Raw genomic sequence first — 19,351 nt, forward strand, 5'->3', positions numbered from 1 at the left:
CAGCTCATCAAATACATCGGAAACTGATCACTGATCACTGACCACTGTCTTTACTCAAAGCGGCAGAGACTTTGGTGTACAGCTCATCCAATTCAAAGGGCTTGCAGAGTATGGTAGAAACGCCCAGGCTGTTCAGCGATTGCTGATTCAACTCTCCTGCGATGCCGCTCATCACTATTTTCCCTGGCCTGGCTGGTTGGGGAGTGGAATTAATTGTTTCAAGGAGGCTTTCTCCCTGCATGTCCTTCAATCTGAGATCGAGCAGTATCAGATCGTAATTCTTTTTCCGGATCATCGCAAGCCCCTCCCTTCCCGATTCCACAGCATCCACTCTGGCTCCGCGAAGCTCGAGGGCTTTTTTGATAAGCTGCCTGAGGCTGAATTCATCATCAACGATCAGAATCATCTTTCCCCGGAAGTTAACGGTTTTGGGGGCCTGCACCGGGGAAAACGGCACGGCACGGCCGGGATCGGGGGCTGCAAGCGGCAGGGAAATGGTAATGGTCGTCCCCTCCCCTGCCCTGCTGTGCACTTTGATTGACCCGCCGTGATCTTCGATGATCCTTCTGGCTACCGCAAGGCCAAGGCCGCTGCCGGATATCCCCTGGCCGGTGTTGTGGCCTTTGGTGGTAAAAAAAGGCTGAAAAATTCTGGTCTGGTTCTCGTCCGGGATTCCGCAGCCGGTATCCGATACTTTCACCAGGGCAAGACCCTCATCCTGACCGGTTTCGATGCGCAATACCTTCCGTGATGTCCCGGCCATGGCATGCTGGGCATTGATATAAAGGTTTATCAGCACCTGACTGATCTGGGCCGGATCGAGCAGAAGAGTTGCGGGCTGATGATGCATGACTTCCGTCCGGATACCCTGCCTCGTGAGCTGCGGGGAAACTATCTGGAGGCTTTCCTGGATCAGGGGGGCTAATTCGGTGATGATCTTTTTTGCCTGCTGCGGCCTGGCAAGGTTTAAAAACTGCCGGGCCAGACAGGTGGCCTTCTGACTGATGCTCTGGATGGTTTTCAGGTCTTTTTCAAGCTCCGGGGAAAGCCTTCGCTCCAGGAGCATAAAATCGATATATCCATAGAGGATCGAAGCAAGGTTATTAAATTCATGCGCGGTTTCCCGTGCCCGCTGCTCGATGGCAGAGAGCTGGCCGGGGGCGGAGGGCTGAGCTGGGGCGACAGACTGGCCTGGCACCGGCAGGTGGTGCCCGTCAGGATTCCTGTCGGCTGCAAGGCCGGCCTGGACCATGACCAGCATCCAGGGCAGTCCCGTCCCATCCCTGAGAATGAAGGTTCGAAGCCATGAGAAAAACGATCCTCCGCTCTTTCTCACGCCTCTGACTTCGCCCTCCCATCCATTCTCTTTGAGAGAGGCGCGAATGATCTCATCGGGGAATTTCAACCCGGTTTCCGAAGAGCCGAAAATATCAGGAGTATGATCGATCAGGTCTTCGAGCTGACAGTCGAACATCTCGAGTGCGGCCCGATTCGCATACTCGATCAACCCTGTTTCCGGGTTTATCACCAGAATAGTATCCTGCATCCCTTCCAGCAGGGATGCAAGAGGAGCAGGGAAGATGCGGGCTTTCTGCCTTTGCGGCGGGGCATCCTGGTAATACAGCGCAGAAGAGTCTGTCCGCCGCTCATCGGTGATGTTTTTCATGTTCCAGACCATACAGGGTAATCCCTTATTAGCATCCTTACAAGGTCCTTCAAGTATTCCAGGCTGTTGAGCGATGTCTACCGCTTTCCGTCACGGGAATACAAACCGATCAGTTCCGCTGTAGCCAGGGTGTTCTTCTGGACTTCCTTCTGAAAATTCATCCTGGTGATATCCCTGAGCTCCTTGGACTTCAGGGCGTAGAGAGTAAAGAAATAGCGGTGGGTCCCTGAAGGCGGACAGGGCCCGCCATAGCTTCTTCTCCCGAAATCGTTGGCGACTTCCTTCGCTCCCGCAGGCAGCGGCCCGCCATCAGGGATTTCAGAAGCGTTCCTGGGGATATCGTATACCAGCCAGTGAATAAAATTCCCTCCCGGCGCATCAGGATCGGTCATGGCAAGCGCAAAGCTTGCGGTTTCCGCCGGCGCATCGGACCAGGAAAGGTGAGGAGAAACGTTCTGGCCATCACAGGTATAGGTGGCAGGTATCCTCTGTTGATGTTGAAAGCTCTTGCTCAGCAATTTCATTTTTTTCTCCTTGCCATCGACAACCACATTACGGCTTGTTTGAATAATGGGAAAAATACCTGTAGACTTATCGTCAGTATATACAATTTTTACTGCATGCTACCCTCTCCTCCTTCCGGTTTTTCTCCTTCTTCCGGAAGGGACAGCAGGCAGGCTGCGGATTTTCTTCAGACCAGCGGGGTTTTCTTCCTGGGCATCGTCTTTCGTCTCTCCGGATGGTTCCTGAGCAATCGACATCTGCCGGGCATGCCAGGATGTGCCATCCCAACTGGCAGTGTAAATACCCCAGTCATCGGCTGTCTCTGCCTTGCCGTCCTTATCCTGTGCCCAGACAGCGAAAGGCTTGTGGGCTGTTGTATAAGCAACAGCGGGTGATTCAGCCAGAGATGGCCGGGAAATGACCCTGGGCTCAGACCATTGGCTGCCGTTCCACAGCGAGCCATAGACACAAGAGTCTTTACCTGACTGGTTGACCCAGACAGCCGCTATTTCCCCATTGGGACCGGCGGCAAGAGCGACCTGCTCATTAGTGCCGGGGAGTTTGGCCAGCGGTTTCGGCAGGGTCCACCTGCCATCTATCCGCTGAGAATACAGAAGGTTCGATATGCCAAAGGCCTGAAAGATCGCTTCGACCGAAGACCGCTCGTAATCCAGATCGTCATTGGAGGAGCTTGACCAGACAGCCAGAGGGGTGCCGCGGGAGTCAAAGACCAGGGCCGGATGTTGATGAAAGTCAATCTCCGGGGTCACTTCGACCGGACTGCTCCAGCCCTCGCCGGTATAGGTGGCGGCATAGATCCTGGTGCCAAGACTTGAGGCAGGCAGGGCTTTAGCCCAGACCGCCAGGATTTCTCCGGACTTGCTTCTGGCTACGGATGGAAGTCCATCATTGTAGATATCGCCTGAGATATCCCCCAGCACGGCCTTTCCCTCGTACACGCCACCGGTTCCGATCAGAGGTTCCTTAACCAGCTCCAGGACCTCATCCACCAGGATATTGCTGTCCGCCATGACGCGGGTCATGGTTTTACGCAGCCTGTCTTTCCTCGACTGCACCATCAGGGGCTTGGGGGAGAGACTGAGATTACCCTGGTTTTTGGAGAAATTAGGATCGAGCAATCCTGCTGTCTGCTCGGAAGGAGCGGGCTCTTCTCCCCAATAGACAGCGGGATTGAACCAGGGGCTTATTCTCTGAAAATAGGGAGAATTGGGGTCGGCCCACCACGGGGTTCTCCAGCATCCTTTTTTTCCGGCGGAGGCATCGGGATTTCGCCATCTGCCCGCCAGTTCCCTGACAGACCAATCCATGTTGAATCTGTAGAGCAGAGCTGCCCAATCCCCGCCGAATCTGAGCGCCCCGTTCAACACAATGACAGGTTCCCGGGAAACCGAATACCCTTGATTTGAAATAGTATGAGTGAATACATACGCCCCTGCCAGAAGAACAAACCCCTGAAATTTTTCCGATAAAGAGCTGAAATTATCCTGGGGACCCATGCCGATGACAATCTGAGTATCGAACTCGCGCGGAGTCTCAGGATTATTCGGAAATCTGGCATAGGAGAATGATATACCGGCAGCGCCAGCCACTCCCACTCTGGTTGTGCCAACCTGCTGGCCGCACAAATTCAGCGGGATAGGATTGGAAAGATATAAAAAGGATGTACTTCCTCCAACAGTCGCAAGCGTTTCCTCGACAGGAAAACGGCAACCCCCGGCAGGGCTGGCAGAAGTAGGTATCGCCACCTCGCCGAGATTGAATACATCAAAGCCCAGAGAAAGATGAGGACCGAGATCCAGTACGGCCACCAGTTCGTTGACAACTGCCGGAGTCAGGAAAGGAGAAGGATCGCGGGGGGTAATGCCTGAATTACCGCAGAGAAAGTAAGCTATCTCCAACTCAGCCGTGTCCCCGATAAAGGGTATGCAGCTTGGGATACTGATATCGAGCCTGGTCAGAATGATTGATACGCAGACTGAATTGAGAAATGGAGGGATAGGCCCGGTCAGGGAAATCGGGGGCGGGACCTGGCCCACCCAATTCGAAGGCGGATCCTGGACCCCATCGGCTGAAGGCGAAGGCGCTGCCCGGCCATCGGCGGCTGGAGCTGCCGGTGTGCTCTGACCCTGGTCCGCGGTGACTGGTGCCGGCAATGGGGCCTGATCTCCGGTCTCGGTACCGGAGGGAACTGAAGCTATAACCTGCTCTCCATCGAGAGGCAGACCGCTTGCGGTAATTACCTGATAATAGAGATCCGCATCATCCTCCAAAGATGCCCGCTGCAGCCAGAGCATCAGAGGATGGTTGCCGCTGTCCAGGGTCAGAGCGATGCCATAGTCATCATGGCTGTCTCCGGTGAGTGCCTGCGGCTCGCTCCAGCTTATTCCTCCATCTCCCGTAAGCGTGCCCTTCGAGCCCATGATTTTCTTGGGAGCGGTGAAGGACTCCCAGGCACAGAAAAGACTTGCCGGTTCGCTCTGATCTCCTGATGCATTCTGGTCGGAGGATGGGTCCTGGCCGGTGGATGTTGCAGTACTCTTTCCGGCCTGCGGAATAATGACAACTATAGGGCGGTTTCCCCCTTCACCAGGCATTTTTCCGGTCCTGGTCCAGGTTCCCCCCTGGTTAACCGCCCAGAAAAGCTCATTGCCACGCTCCCAGACCAGATAAGCATTCCCCTGATCATCATGGGCCAGCGACGGATTATGATCCGGCTCAATCTCCTTTTCCTGACCGGATTCCTTTTTCCTTCGAATACCTCCCGGTAATCGCGGAAGCCCTTGCAGCCTTTCAGCGGAAAGTCCTTCCAGCCCCCTGTTTTTCCCTTCTCCTCCCTGAAGCCGTCTTCTCCCTCCCAGCACCCCTGCCGGAATTGAGTTGCCCTGCACCAGGGCAAGGAGCATGACAATGAAAATGAGGCTTTTTCTCTTCAAGTTGTAAAAACACATGATGTCTTTCTCCTTATTATTACTTCCCAGACCTTTCTCAGTACCGAGATTCTTAATTGCGCAAGGCGGCGGCCGTACTCCTCCTTCTTCCCGCACGGTCTTTTAATCTCCTTCCGGACGGAAAAATATCTTTTTGCCGCCCGGGAAGGATCGTCTGTTCTTTTTCTTCCTCAGCAGGTGATTCTTCGCCAATCGACAATTGCCGGGAATGCCAGGATGTGCCATCCCAACTGGCAGTGCAGATTCTCCAGTCATTGGCTGTCACCGCCCTGCCGTCCATATCCTGTGCCCAGACAGCGGAAGGCTTGCGGGCCGTATAGATAACGGCGGGTGATTCGGCCAGAGCCGCCCGCGAAATAACCCTGGGCTCAGACCATTGGCTGCCGTTCCACAGCGAGCCGCAGACACAAGAGCCTTTGTCTGACCGGTTGATCCACACAGCCGTTATTTCCCCATCGGAACCGGCAGCAAGAGCGACCTGCTCGCTGGTGCCGGGAAGTTTGGCCAGAGGCTTCGGCAGTGTCCACTGGCCATCTATCCGCTGAGAATAGAGAAGGCCGGATTTGCCAAAGGCCTGAAAGATCGCTTCGACCGAAGACCGCTCATAATCGAGACCGTCATTGGAAGAGCTGGACCAGACAGCCAGAGGGGTGCCGCGGGAGTCAAAGACCAGGGCCGGATGTTGATGAAAGTCAATCTCCGGGGTCACTTCAACCGGACTGCTCCAGCTCCCGCCGGTATAGGTGGCGGCATAAATTTTGCTGCCAAGGCTTGAGACTTCCAGGGCTTTGGCCCAGACCGCCATGATTTCTCCGGACCGGCTTCTGGCTACAGCCGCAAGTCCGTCGTTGTAAATATCAGATGAGATATCGCCCAGCACGGTTTTCCCCTCATACACACCACCTGTTCCGATCAGAGGTTCCTTGACCATATCCAGCACCTCATCCACCAGAGCATTCCCATCGGACATGATGCGGGTTATGGTTTTGCGCAACCTGTCTTTCCCCGACTCCACCATCAGAGGCTTGGGGGATGGACTGAGATTTTCCTGGTTATTCAGGAAATTCGGGTCGCTTAAGCCCGCTGTTTCCCGGGAGGGATCGGACTTGTATCCTCCGTAGACAACGCGATAGAGCCAGGGGCTTATTCTCTTGAAATAGAAGGAATTGAGATCCGCCCACCAGGGTCTCCTCTTCTGGCAGGATGAGGCATTGGGATCACGCCATTGCCCCGGAGTGTAGGTTCTGCTGAATCTATACAGCAGAGCTGCCCAATCGCCGCCGAATCTGAGTGCTCCTCTCACGGCGATGGCGGGACCACTGGTAAAGGAACAGCCCTGGGCTGAAAGGGTGTGGGTAAATGAATACCCGCCTCCAACGATCACAAAACCCTGGAATTTATCCTGAAAAGCACTGAAATTAGCCTGGGGACCCATGCCTGCGGCAATCTGGGTCACGAATGCACGAGGGGTTTCAGGATTATTAGGGGATCTGACAGAGGAATAGCTTATACCGACCGCACCTGCTGCACCTACTCTGGTTATGCCAATCTGGTCGCCGCAAACAACCAGAGGGAAGGGGGAAGAAAGCCAGAGAAAGGAATCACTTCCACCATAGGAGCATACTGTTTGCTGAACAGCCGAACAGCGGCCTTGAGCAGGGCTTGCATTAGTGCTTGCATTAGTGCTTATCGCTGCCTGGCCGAGATCGAAGAGAGTAAAGCCCAGAGAAAGATGAGGACCGAGCGTCAGCTCAGTCACCAGTTCGTCGCTGACCGCCGGAGTCAGAACAGGAGATGAATCACAGGGTGTAATGCCTGACGTGCCGCAGAGAATATTAGATATTCTCACCCCAACCGTTTCTCCGCATATGGGTGTGACAACGGGAAGGTTGATATTGAACTGGGTGAGAACAATCGATATACAGGGTGAATTGAAAAAAGGGCCAAGAGGCCCGGTCAGGGAGATTGCGGGCGGGGCCTGGCCTACCCAATTCGATGGCGGGTCTAAAGCTCCATCATCGGCTGAAGGTGAAGGCGCTGCCCGGCCATTATCGGCTGGAGCTGCCGCTGTGCCCTGCTCTTGCTCTGCGGCGACCGGCGCTGTCGTCGGTGCCCGATCTCCGGCCCCGGAACCGGAGGGACCGGGAGATGAGGATATCATCTCCTGGTATTCTGAGGATATTTCCTGATTTCCATTGACGAGAGGAAGACCGTTCGAGGTAATAATCTGATAATAAAGGTCAGCATCATCCTCTAAGGACGCCCGCTGCAGCCAGAGCATCAAAGGGTTGTTGCCGCTGTCCATCGTCAGGGAGATTCCATAGTCATCATTGCTGTCTCCGGTGAGGGCCTGCGGCTCGCTCCAGCTTATTTCTCCATCTTCCGTAAGTGTGCCTGTTGAGCCCATAATTTTCTTGGGAGTGGTGAAGGACTCCCAGGCACAGAAAAGGCGGGGCGGAACGAAGATAACCACCGGGCGATTCCCCCCTTCGCCCGGCATCTTGCCGGTTCTGGTCCAGTTCCCCCCCTGATTGATCGCCCAGAAAATCTCGTTGCCATGCTCCCAGACCAGATAGGCATTCCCCTGGTCATCACGGGTCAGGGATGGATTATGGTCCGGCTCCTTATCCTTTGCCTGACCGGAGTTCCTCTTCTTTCGAATACCTGCGGGCAACCGGGGAAGCCCCTGGAGTTTTTCACCGGAAGGTCCTGTCATTCCTCCTGCCTGAACCTTTCTCCTCCCTCCCAGTGCCCTGGCCGGAGGAATTAAGTTGCCCTGCATCAGGGCAAGAAACATGGTAAGAAGCATGGTAATGAAAATGAGACTTCTCCTTTTCAAGGTGCTGAAATACATGGTGAGGTTCTCCCGTAATTCTCTGTTGCGAATGGATTAATGGAATTTTTCTCTGCCTGTCTGAAAAAATTTCCTTCTGGAGAGCAGGGCCACGAGAAATTCTGCTTTCAAGATTCCCCGCTTCTCTCGAAATGACAAAAAAATCCAAAAGCTCGACCGTTCGCAATATAAGGCAACTTTGCATAGTTTTTCACTAATTCCATACATCAGTTTTTAGCAAAATATTTACCTTAAGATAGGTGGAGTCCCTCTCCCTCTAACCTCTTAAAAATCGGCTAATCTTATCGCAAGTTATTACTTGTCAGGCATAATAAATCAGTATTATTTACTTTATTTTAAAGCTAATTTTCAGTAATATTAGATTATTTTCTAGGTTTTTTGGCAGGTAAGAAGGGGTGAATTAATCAATAGTCCGGGAACCCCGGCAGGGGGTGAGCCTGCTCAGGAAGCATGAGGGCTCCATGCTGCATGAAGGACAGCAGAAGGTTCTGGCCAACCCAAAAAGGAGAAAGCCCAGGAGACCGAACAGGACTGCCAGGCATGCCAGAAGAAGATTCCAGGTACGGATCAGGGAGACAGCTATCAGAAGCTGCGGAAGGAGAGCAAATGAGAAGAAATAGACCAGGGGCCATTTCCGGCTGGCAAATTTATCCGGGCATCCACGGGTGACGAGCCGGGGCACTGCCTTTCCCCACCCCATTGGACACCTGTGGCCATAGAAAGAGCAATAGCGGCAGACCCTGATTCGGACCAGGAAAAGATAATTGGCCAATACCCAAACCATCCAGATCAGTGAGAGCCACCATGAGCCGGGCAGACCTGTGAGGGACAGCCCCGCCATACCGACTCCGGCGATTACGAGAAACAGTCCGTTAAAGAAAAGGGGGGACGGGCCTTTGCGGGTTTTCATCATATTCTTTTGCGATATTCAGTGTGTATATGGGTATGTCTCCGGTAATACTTTCTTTATCGGCTTCAGTGAGGATGACTTTCGGCAATACCTGGGGACCAGCCGTCTTCCTCTTACCTTCTTTGCCCCTGGTGCTTCATGATACTAACTTTTGATAATCCTGTTCCGGCAAATATGGACACACTGATACCTTTATCGAGCCGCTGCGCACGGCAGCAGCAAACGACATGCAGGTCATACCGCATTCCCTGCAATTTGTGCCGGGTAAGAGCTTATAGATATCCAGTACCTTTGGAGGCGGCTTTTTCCCCTCGAAATCCGGCTCTATCTCGTTCCTTCGCGCCCAAACATCGTTAATGGTGTTAACGATAGCATCGACCAGCATTTGAGCTTCTTCCCTGTTCTCGACAGGTGCAACGACAACCTCCTGTGGCCTAAATGCGTATCTTTTACTATTATCACAGCACGGCCATAACAGTATCTTTGCACCATGATCGTACTCGGAACCTTTCAGTACAGCATGAAGGTATGGGAGCACCTCAGCGATGTCCTCATGCAGATGCACAATCGCGCGGTACCAGTCAGCCTGCGGAGAGCAGTCAGGTGTGGATAACTTCATGGTGAAATTCTGAATTAATTGTTCAGACATTGGATTACCTCCCGGTTAAGTGTCCATCGTGGTAATTGTATCCACTGAGGCATTCATTTCATCCAGTACTTCAATGACCGTCGAAGAATAGGCAACCGCAGGGCCGCCAGCCATAACAATGGCAATCCCAACCGCTTCCAGGATCTCTTTGCGTGATATTCCCATCTCGACTGCCTTCCTGATATGAACCCGGATGCAGGGTTCACACCGGAGGGCAACGGCTACGGCAATAAATATGATATGCTTGACCCTGGCGCTCAGAGCCCCTTCCTGGCTGGCTGCCTGTCGTAATTGATTAAAAGCTTTCATTATCTCAGGGAGTTGTTCTTGAATCTTGTTAAAAGACGGTTCCATTTTCGATCCCATTATATTTTCTCCTCATGGGTAATATGGGTGACTGCTTCAACGACCTCGAGTTAAATTAGGTGCAAAGTCTGATCTCATACCCTCTTGGGGTGATAGGGATCATTGAACCGGATTTGAAATTCGACCCCCTCATTCAGGATCATGTCCACTTTCCCCTGAAGCTGGTTTTCCACAAGATTGACAACGATTTGCAGCCCCAGCGATTTGGTGTTCCTGAAGTCGAAACCCTCCGGCATCCCAATTCCATTATCGGCAACCCTGATATCAATTTCGTCTTTATTTCCTCTGTGCAGACTGACTCTGATGGCCCCTTCCCGATTGTCCGGAAATGCATGCTGCAAGGCATTGGTGATTATTTCACTTACGGCCAGACCACAGGGGACAGCAGCATCGAGAGAGGCAAAAAGTCCCTCATCAGCCATGAGTATCAGCGATATTTTACTGCACGTTCCCTGGTAACTCTTCACCAGACTGCTGATGACATCCGCAAAATAGTTTTTGAGATCAACCCCGGCCAGATTCCTGGATTGATAGAGGTGTTTATGGACCAGAGCCATTGACTTGATCCGGTTCTCGGTCTCCCGGAATATCTTCAGCACCTGCTCATCTTTGGTATATGAAGCCTGGAGGGCAAGCAGGGAGGCAATGACCTGCATGTTGTTCTTGGTTCTGTGGTAAAGCTCGCGCAGGAGCAGTTCCTTCTCGGCCAGAGAGGCTTTGATCTGCTCCTCGGCCCGCTTGCGGTCACCGATATCAGTGGCCACATAAACCATACCCTGCACTTTTCCCTGCTCATCCCGCAAGGTGGAGCAGGAAAGAAGGGCGGGGACCTTTCGTCCATCGCTGGCAATCAGGGTCTGCTCCGTATGGGATGAGCCGCTCTCTGCCGTTTCCTGAAAAATGACTTCCAGGGGCCTCCCGATCAGCTCATTCTCCCGGTAGCCCAGCAGGGTATCCGTAGCATGGTTGACTTTCTCGATAAAACCATTAGGACTGGTCACGATCAGGACTTCGTGGATCGAAGCAAGGATATTGTCAATGTACTGCTTTGCCATTTCTATTTCCCGTTTTTGCGTATAGAGTTTGATAAATACCCTGCATTTGTTCAAGAGTATCGAGGGATGATATGGTTTGACCAGAAAATCCACGGCTCCGGAATTATATCCCTTGAAGAGATGGTAATCATCAGAGTGAATGGCTGAAAAAAAGATAATCGGTATCTGCTGTGCCCTTTCATCACTCCGCATCAGTTCCGCCAGCTCATAACCGTTCATGACCGGCATCTGGACATCGAGAAGAGCCAGGGCAAAATCATGGTTGAGTACCAGTTTCAGGGCATCGTTACCATTGGTGGCCGTGATGATCTCTGCTTCGAGCTCTTGCAGGCTTTCATCGAGTGCAAAGAGGTTCTCCGGTTTGTCATCTACAATGAGAATCTTTGGCTTTTCCGTCATGATTATTTTCCATCGTTCTCCCTCCAGGAAGGTCTCCCGGCGGGGTCACCGTGCTGTCAGGGTTTTTCCGGTATATCCTCTCGTTACTTCCGACTGCGGAAAAATTCCCGGCGACACCGGAAAACCGAAGGTCTTCCTTAATACCAAGGCAGAGAAACCCTCCATGAATAAGACTGTCTCTGAGCAAAGTGAGTACACGATTCTGGAGCTCCCTGTCGAAGTAGATAAGCACATTTCTACAGAAAATCAGATGCATCTCGCCGAAAACGCTGTCCGTAGCCAGATTGTGACCGGCAAAAACAATGTTTTTCTTCAGAGACTTATCCATAATGACTGAATTATATTGGGCATAGTAATACTCGGCAAACGATCCGGTCCCGCCGGCCTGTTGATAATTGGATGTACTCTGCCTGATCTGCTCGACAGGATAAATACCTTCCTTTGCAATTTTGAGAGCTGCATCGTTGAGGTCAGTGGCATAGATGGTCGCACGCGGGTAAAGTCCTTCCTCGTGCAATAAAATAGCCAGGGAGTATACCTCTTCTCCGGTAGCACAGCCGGCATGCCAGACCTTGATAAACGGATAGGTCTTCAAAAAAGGGACAACCTCTTTTCTGATAGCCAGATAAACAGCCGGATCACGGAACATCTCCGTTACGGTAATGGAAAAGGCCTGGATAAGCAAGGGGAAAAACGATTCATCGTATAACACGCCCGGAATCATTTCCAGTATGCTTGTGCAGCCCGATTTCACCAGAAGCTGCCTGACCCTCCTCTTTATGGAAGCCCGCGCATAATGCCGGAAATCATATCCATAGCGCTGAAATACAGCCTCCAGCAGAAGATGAATTTCTATGTCTTCGTGACTGCTCTTTTCCATCCCTTTCTCTTCTCCCGAGCTCTCCACTTGTTTTTTCATCGGTACAGCCAGACGCGCATCATGGAAATCAGGCGGTCCAGGTCGATCGGTTTTGAGAGGTAGTCGTTGGCTCCGGCTGCCAGGCACTTTTCTCTGTCTTCCCTCATGGCCTTGGCCGTCAGGGCGATGACCGGCAGGTTCCAGAATTTTTGCTGCGCTCTGATTTTCCGGATAGTTTCATAACCATCCATGACCGGCATCATGACATCCATGAGAACAAGGTCGATATCAGGGTTTTTCCTCAGAATATGCAGGGCCTTTTGTCCATCCTCTGCCTTGAGCACCTTCATTCCTCTCTCCCGAAGAGCCCCGGCCAGGGCAAAGGCATTTTTCATATCATCGTCGACCAGCAGGATCCTCTTGTCCTTCAGCATAACATCCTGATCATAGAGGGTGGTGATCATCTCCTGCTTGTTTTTTGGCAGATTGCTGATGACCCGGTGCAGGAAAAGAGCGGTCTCGTCAAGCAGCCGCTCTTCCGATTTCACCCCTTTGACAATGATCGATTCAGCATACCTGCGCAGCTCCATATCCTCTTCCCTGGTCAGGTCCCTGCCGGTATAGATAATGACCGGTGGAATGACAATGTCCTTTTCCTTTTCCAGGGCTTGCAGCACCTGAAATCCCGACATGTCCGGCAGACCCAGATCCAGGACCATGCAATCGTAGCTCCGGCATTTGACAGCCTGAATGGCCTCAGCTCCGCTGCCGACTTCGGTGACCTGAACATCGCCATTGCCAATGAGCCTGACAATGCTCTTTCTCGAGACCGGATCGTCTTCCACGACCAGCAGGTCCTTAATCTGTTTGGCAACCGTTTCCTCGATACTGGTGAGTGCCCCGATCAACTGCCCGGCACTTACTGGTTTGGTCAGGAAGCCGATGGCACCTTTCTGGAAGGCATAAATGGTCTTCTCTTCAACTGACATGACGTGAACGGGAATATGGCGGGTTGCGATCTGCCTTTTGAGAGCCTCCATCACCTGCCAGCCATCCATACCCGGCAGGAGGATATCCAGAATAATAGCCTTCGGCTGGTACTTTTGGGCCAGCTCAAGCCCTCCTTCACCACTGGTTGAGAAAAGGCACTTGAATCCCTTTTCATGGCATTGATCCATCAGTATCCGGCTAAAGCTCTGGTCATCTTCAATTATCAAAATAGCCCGGTCATCCGGCTGAAGGTTATTTCTATCGTCCTGGATGGCTGGAATCTCTGCCGCCCTGATTCCGGAATGCTGACTTATCAAAACTCTTTCCGGCTGGGACGCTGCCGGCTCTGCCGCGGCTTTTCCGGTTTCTTTGATACTGACAGGAAGGTAAAGAGTAAAGGTCGAGCCCTGACCAGGTGTACTGCTCAGATGGATATCTCCGCCGAGGAGATGGGCCAGGTTCCGGGAAATGGAAAGGCCAAGTCCCGTGCCGCCGTATTTCCTCGCTGTTCCTCCTTCCGCCTGTTGGAAGGACTCGAAAATTATCCTCTGCTTTTCAGGGGGGATTCCAATGCCGGTATCAGTGACAGAAAAAGCCACCGTGTTTTCAGGAGTAAACCCGCACCCGACAAGGCTTTCCCCGCTGTCCGGCCGTCTGATTGAAAGAGTCACCTCTCCCTGGTCGGTGAACTTGATCGCATTGGAAATCAGGTTCCTGACGATCTGTGCGGCCCGCTTCCGGTCGGTCAGGATGAGCTGCGGCGCACTCTGGTCAACACTGATCTTCAAGGCCAGACCTTTGCCCTCTGCCACATGCTGAAAAGCGGATCTCAACTCTTCGGCAAGGTCATGGATCACGAGCTCCTCAAAATTGATATCCATCCGGCCTGCTTCGATCTTGGAAAGGTCGAGGATATCATTGATCAGCTCGAGCAGCGCTGTTCCGCTGGTATAAATAATCCTGAGCGATTCAACCTGATGGTCCGTCAGATTGCCATCCCTGTTATTGGCAAGGCTCTGAGCCAGGATAAGCAGGCTGTTCAGCGGTGTCCGCAATTCATGGGACATATTGGCCAGGAATTCGGATTTGTACTTATTGGCCATGATCAGTTCCTGGGCTTTCTCTTCGAGGTCTCTTCTGGCCGCTTCCAGTTCGGCATTCTTTCGTTCGATTTCGGACCTTTGCCGCTCCAGAGATTCAGCCTTCTCCTCCAGTTCCTCATTGGCGGCCTGGAGCTCTTCCTGCTGATTTTTCAGGTTTTCCTCACTCTCTTTGAGTGCCTGGGTCTGCTCCTCCAACTCCTCGTTAGCTGTCTGGAGCTCTTTCTGCTGAACCTGGAGCTCTTCCGCCTGGCGCTGGCTTTCTTCGAGAAGCGCCTGGATTTTCTCCCGCGATTGGGCAGAATGAATGGCAATGGCAACACTCTCCCTGACGAGTTCGAGGAATTCCCTGCTGGTGCCGGAAAACTCATGGAAGGAACCAAGCTCCGCCACCCCCTTCAGCATTCCTCCGGAAAGGAAGGGGATGACCAGAATATGACGGGGAAGTGAATCACCGATGGCTGAACTTATGCGGGGATAATCCCGGGGAACATTGGTCACCGGAATTATTACTTTCTCAAGGGCTGCCTGCCCGGCCAGACCCTCACCGATCCTGATAGTTTTCCTGAGCTCCCGGGACCAGTGAAACGCGTAACTGCCGGACAGCATCAGGAGGTCTCCCCTGTCTTCGTCAAGGGTGTATAAGGCCCCGATCTGAGCACCCAGATAATTAGCCAGAAAGGTAATGATGTTGCAGGCGAGGCTGCTCAAACTCTGCTCACCGCGCATTTTCTCGTTCAGCTCATTCTGCCCGGCCCGCAGCCAGGCCTGTTTTCTGTTTTCCTCCCTGGCCCTGCGCAGTGACTCGGTCATCTCCTGCAGAGCCAGGCCAAGCTCATCGACCTCGCTGCGAAGCTCAATGGTTGTGGAAAGATCATCCCTGGCGATATCCTGGGCCTGCCGGGTAATATTCCCAAAGCTTCTGGATATCTCCTTCAGGGAGAGATAAACAGGTTCCAGTTCATCACCTCCACCTTTCATCTCCCCATCGGAAAAAAGATGACCGGAAGCGATCTTCCCGGCTTTTTCCGAAATATCCCGGGTGCGGGTGATAATACCCCGTGTAGTAAAGGCCGCGACCAGCATCCCGGCAGCAATAGCCATAATCAAAAAGCCGATCAGGAGGTTGCGGGTCATCTGATAATCCAGGTCAGTTTCCATCTTCTGCGCCCTGAATTTCTGATAGCTTCTGTCCATCAGCTCGGCTAAAACTTTCTCAGCATCATCGACCAGTTGATGCCCCATGTGCGTGGAAGCCTCGACCTCCGCGGGATCATTGTCTGAACTTACCAGATGCCTGGTTTTCTTGATAATAACCAGGTATTGCTCCCATAAGGAATTGAACCTGTTCAGCTTCTCCTGGGAAATATTACCCACCATGTTGTACAGCTCCGCCGTGGAGCTGTTTAATTTTTGGACACTCCGGTCAATCATGTCTGCATATTTCCGCCTCTCTTCCTGTGTCCTGGAAAGAACGAAACTTTTCTCCATCTGGTGGATATCAAGGAGGGTATGGCTGAGGGTATTAACCACTTGCACCCTTCGGCTCATAGTATCCACGATGGTGTTCAATTTGCTGGTAAGATCTGCCATCTTGGAGATGGAGATCGATATCCCTAAAGCCATTATGATAAGAATTACCGAAAAACCGCCGAATAATTTTTTCCTGAATGTCACGTGTATCGTCCTGCCTATGGTTCAATTTAAATCGCTTAATTCCGATTTCTTGCCGCAATGTTCACGGTTTCTTTCCCCAATTACCTTACCCAGAATATCGCTGAGTTCTCCAATCAGATACGGCTTGGCAATGGCTGCGCAGAAACCGTATTGTCTGAATTCGGAAAGGACAGGGTCATTGGCATAACCGCTGGTGGCGATGGCTTTCACTTCAGGGTCAAGCTCATGCAGCTTCTTCACGGCATCATGTCCTCCCATGCCCCCTGGAATGATCAAATCTGCGAGTACGGCGACAAAGGGCCGGCCTGATTCTCTGGCCTGCTGAAATAATCTGACAGCCTGAGCACCATCCAGGGCAAACTCCGCTTCATAACCGAGGTAAGCAAGCATTTTCCCGACGGTATTTCGGACCAGGTCCTCATCCTCCAGGACAAGGACTCTTCCCTCCCCCGGACGGACCGCTCTCACCACGGTATTTCTTCTGGCTGCCGTCTTCTTCCCTTCCACGGCCGGGAGATGGAGAGAAAAGGTTGTGCCGACACCCAATTGAGATACCACATCGATATGTCCGTCATGTCTTCTGATAATCGAATAGACAGTAGCCAGCCCAAGACCGCTTCCCTGCTCCTTGGTGGTGAAATAGGGATCAAAGACCCGGTGCAGATATTCATGAGGTATGCCATGCCCCTGGTCCTCAACTGACACCCTGATATATCTTCCCTCTCTGAGCGGCAGACCGTCCTGCTCACTGACAGTCACATTTTCTGCGCTCACCCGGATTATCCCCCCCTGTGGCATGGCCTGATTGGCGTTGATAAGCAAGTTATTGAAAACCTGGCTTATCTGCCCGGTATCAATTTCCACCAGCCACAGATCATCAGCCAGGGAAAGCTCACACTTCACCTTCGAGCCTTTCAGGACAAACCCGGCTGAATCTTTCAGCAACTCGGAAACTGACGATATTTCTTTTACCGGCGCACCACCCCTGGCAAAGGTAAGCAATTGCTGAGATAAGTCCGTGGCCCGGCGGCTTGCATTTTCGGCCTGGTCCAGAAGATTGGAAATATTTTCATCAGGCTCAAGATACAGTCTCAGCAGGGAAAGGTTGCCGACGATGCCCACCAGAATATTCCTGAAATCATGGGCGATGCCACCTGCCAGAACACCGATTGATTCCAGTCTCTGGGCCTTCTGCCGCTCCTCCTCCATTTTCCTGCGCTCGGTGCGGTCGATGCCCAGTATCAGCACCAGCGGGGAGCCGTCGATGTCAGTGAATGGGTAATCGTGAACCTCGTACATGCGGCCATCAGTGCCGATCATCTCCCACTGGTAAGGGACTCCTGTTTCAAAGACATGGGAAGATGGATAATTTTCACCGGATACCCTCCCTTCCCTGACGAGAATTTCGGGGATGGTTCTCCCCTTTGGCTCACCGAAACGTTCGATGAAATATCGGTTGACAAAGCGGATGGAGCTGTCCGGTGCCTGAAGCAGAACAAAGGCAGGCAATGCGTCCAGGAGAGCGAAAAGCCTTTGACGCTCGGTCCGCAGAGTGTCCTCCGCCTGCTTGCGGGCTGTGATGTCCTCCATCATGGGCAGAAAGTAGAGCGGCTGGCCCAGTGCATCCTTTATCAGACTGACAGAAAGGCAAATCCATATTATCCTGTCATCTCTGTGCCTGAGGCGGATGTCCAGCTGAAACCGGTCAATTCTGCCGGTCAGCAGCACCCACATTTCTTCAAGCCAGATCTGCTGGTCATCAGGATGGGTGATCTCGAAGAAGCTTCGCGAGAGCAGCTCCTTTTCAGAATAGCCGGTCATCTGGCAGAGCCGCACGTTTACCTGCTGGAAACGGTAGTCCAGGGAGAGTATGGCCGCCCCTATGGGCGACTCGTCGAAGGTTCGCCGCAGCCTCTCCTCGTCTTCCCTGACCCTTGCTTCCATTCTGGCCTTGTAGAGCGCCATTTCGATATTGGCGTAGAGCTCCCTGTCCTCGAAAGGTTTGAGAACATACCCGAACGGCTCGGTTATCCTGGCCCGGTTCAGGATATCCCTGTCCGCATAAGCGGTAAGGTAGATAACCGGAATGTTAAAACGGGACCGTATCTGATCGGCTGCCTCGACTCCGTCCATACCCCCGCCCAGGACAATGTCCATGAGCACCAAATCCGGCCTCTTTTCTTCGGCCTTCTGGATCGCCCGCTCTCCGGAAGATACCACCCCGCATACAAGGTACCCTTCCCCTTCCAGCTTCATCTGCAAGCTTTTGGCGATAATGATTTCATCCTCAACGATCAATATCTTCGCTTTATCCATACTCCCCATACCCTTACCCTTCATCCTCTGCAAATTAAAAGCTCTGGAATCATGTACTTAAGATTGTAACTGCCTGCCCAGGCATCTTGAGTATACATATTATAAGTCAAACAATTACTGATGTCACTTATTTTAATATATACCTGGAATTTAATGAATTTAGGCAGTATTTACTCTTTTCTATTTTAATTACTTCAGAAATTTGTGGTAATTATTGTTATTCCCTTTAAAAATACTGGCAGATTTTGTATAATGTATCTTAATCTGAATATTTTTATGTAACTTTTTACCTATTGCATGGAAGAATATATAAACCATTAACAGAGAAGGAGGTGAGATTCTGTTTCAAATTCAGGTGTTCATCCACAATAAAAATTATTATTTCAGTTTAATTTCACAGGAAAGAAGGGATAATGCCAAATGGTTAGAAGGAAGGATGAATCATCAATTTATTTTATAGTATTCTTAGTACTTTCAACCTGTTTGAGCTTTACGATGGCACATGCAAACAGTCAGCTTGCTGCAGGAGGGACTCATACCGTAGGGCTAAAGTCAGATGGTTCTGTGGTGGCTGTGGGATCCAATAGCTATGGCCAATGTAATACAGCCAGTTGGACTGATATCATCCAGGTTGCTGCGGGAGATTACCATACCGCAGGGCTAAGGTCAGATGGTTCTGTCGTGGCTGTGGGATCAAATACCAATGGCCAATGTAATACCGGCAGTTGGACTGATATCATCCAGGTTGCTGCGGGAGATTACCATACTGTGGGGCTAAGGTCAGATGGTTCTGTCGTGGCTGTGGGATCGAATACCTATAGCCAATGCAATACAGCCAGTTGGACTGATATCATTCAGATTGCTGCGGGAGGGACTCATACCGTAGGGTTAAGGTCAGATGGTTCTGTCGTGGCTGTGGGATCGAATACCAATGGCCAATGCAATACAGCCAGTTGGACCGATATCGTTCAGGTTGCTGCGGGAGATTACCATACTGTGGGGCTAAGGTCAGATGGTTCTGTCGTGGCTGTGGGATC

12 protein-coding genes are annotated in these 19,351 nt (G+C 51.9%); 1 reads left to right on the forward strand and 11 read right to left on the reverse strand.

What is annotated here, in order from left to right; genetic code table 11:
- Positions 1-34: 34 nt before the first annotated feature.
- From AB1611_21095 to AB1611_21145, 11 genes are all read right to left on the reverse strand, one after another.
- Positions 35-1,678: an ATP-binding protein gene (locus AB1611_21095; GenBank protein MEW6382079.1), complete on the reverse strand. Its 1,644-nt coding sequence runs from the start codon at positions 1,676-1,678 to the stop codon at positions 35-37.
- A 65-nt stretch (positions 1,679-1,743) separates the two neighbouring features.
- Positions 1,744-2,190, reverse strand: coding sequence for a YbhB/YbcL family Raf kinase inhibitor-like protein (locus AB1611_21100; GenBank protein MEW6382080.1), 447 nt, complete (start codon positions 2,188-2,190; stop codon positions 1,744-1,746).
- A 99-nt stretch (positions 2,191-2,289) separates the two neighbouring features.
- The gene (locus AB1611_21105) at positions 2,290-5,139 is read right to left on the reverse strand and encodes a hypothetical protein (protein ID MEW6382081.1); all 2,850 of its coding nucleotides are present in this window, start codon (positions 5,137-5,139) and stop codon (positions 2,290-2,292) included.
- 52 nt (positions 5,140-5,191) lie between these two features.
- Complete coding sequence (locus AB1611_21110; GenBank protein MEW6382082.1) at positions 5,192-7,993, reverse strand: hypothetical protein; 2,802 nt, start codon at positions 7,991-7,993, stop codon at positions 5,192-5,194.
- A gap of 400 nt (positions 7,994-8,393) precedes the next feature.
- Positions 8,394-8,906, reverse strand: a complete 513-nt coding sequence (locus AB1611_21115) for a hypothetical protein (GenBank protein MEW6382083.1) — start codon at positions 8,904-8,906, stop codon at positions 8,394-8,396.
- A 133-nt stretch (positions 8,907-9,039) separates the two neighbouring features.
- Entirely contained in the window at positions 9,040-9,552 is a 513-nt protein-coding gene (locus tag AB1611_21120; GenBank protein ID MEW6382084.1) for a (Fe-S)-binding protein, read from the reverse strand.
- A 15-nt stretch (positions 9,553-9,567) separates the two neighbouring features.
- Positions 9,568-9,918, reverse strand: a complete 351-nt coding sequence (locus AB1611_21125; protein ID MEW6382085.1) for a carboxymuconolactone decarboxylase family protein — start codon at positions 9,916-9,918, stop codon at positions 9,568-9,570.
- A 74-nt stretch (positions 9,919-9,992) separates the two neighbouring features.
- A complete protein-coding gene (locus AB1611_21130; GenBank protein MEW6382086.1) occupies positions 9,993-11,372 on the reverse strand; it encodes a histidine kinase dimerization/phosphoacceptor domain -containing protein in 1,380 nt (459 codons plus the stop codon).
- Positions 11,338-12,252 (reverse strand): protein-glutamate O-methyltransferase CheR, encoded by a 915-nt coding sequence (locus tag AB1611_21135; GenBank protein ID MEW6382087.1) that lies wholly within the window; start codon positions 12,250-12,252, stop codon positions 11,338-11,340. The genes AB1611_21130 and AB1611_21135 overlap by 35 nt, the downstream gene beginning before the upstream one ends.
- A gap of 35 nt (positions 12,253-12,287) precedes the next feature.
- Entirely contained in the window at positions 12,288-15,998 is a 3,711-nt protein-coding gene (locus AB1611_21140; GenBank protein MEW6382088.1) for a response regulator, read from the reverse strand.
- A 21-nt stretch (positions 15,999-16,019) separates the two neighbouring features.
- The gene (locus tag AB1611_21145; protein ID MEW6382089.1) at positions 16,020-18,314 is read right to left on the reverse strand and encodes a response regulator; all 2,295 of its coding nucleotides are present in this window, start codon (positions 18,312-18,314) and stop codon (positions 16,020-16,022) included.
- A 495-nt stretch (positions 18,315-18,809) separates the two neighbouring features.
- On the opposite strand from AB1611_21145, the gene AB1611_21150 reads away from it, so the two are divergent.
- A partial coding sequence (locus tag AB1611_21150) for a chromosome condensation regulator (GenBank protein ID MEW6382090.1) occupies positions 18,810-19,351 on the forward strand: 542 nt, incomplete at its 3' end.

This window comes from bacterium, from assembly GCA_040755755.1.
Lineage (GTDB): Bacteria > SZUA-182 > SZUA-182 > DTGQ01 > DTGQ01 > DTGQ01.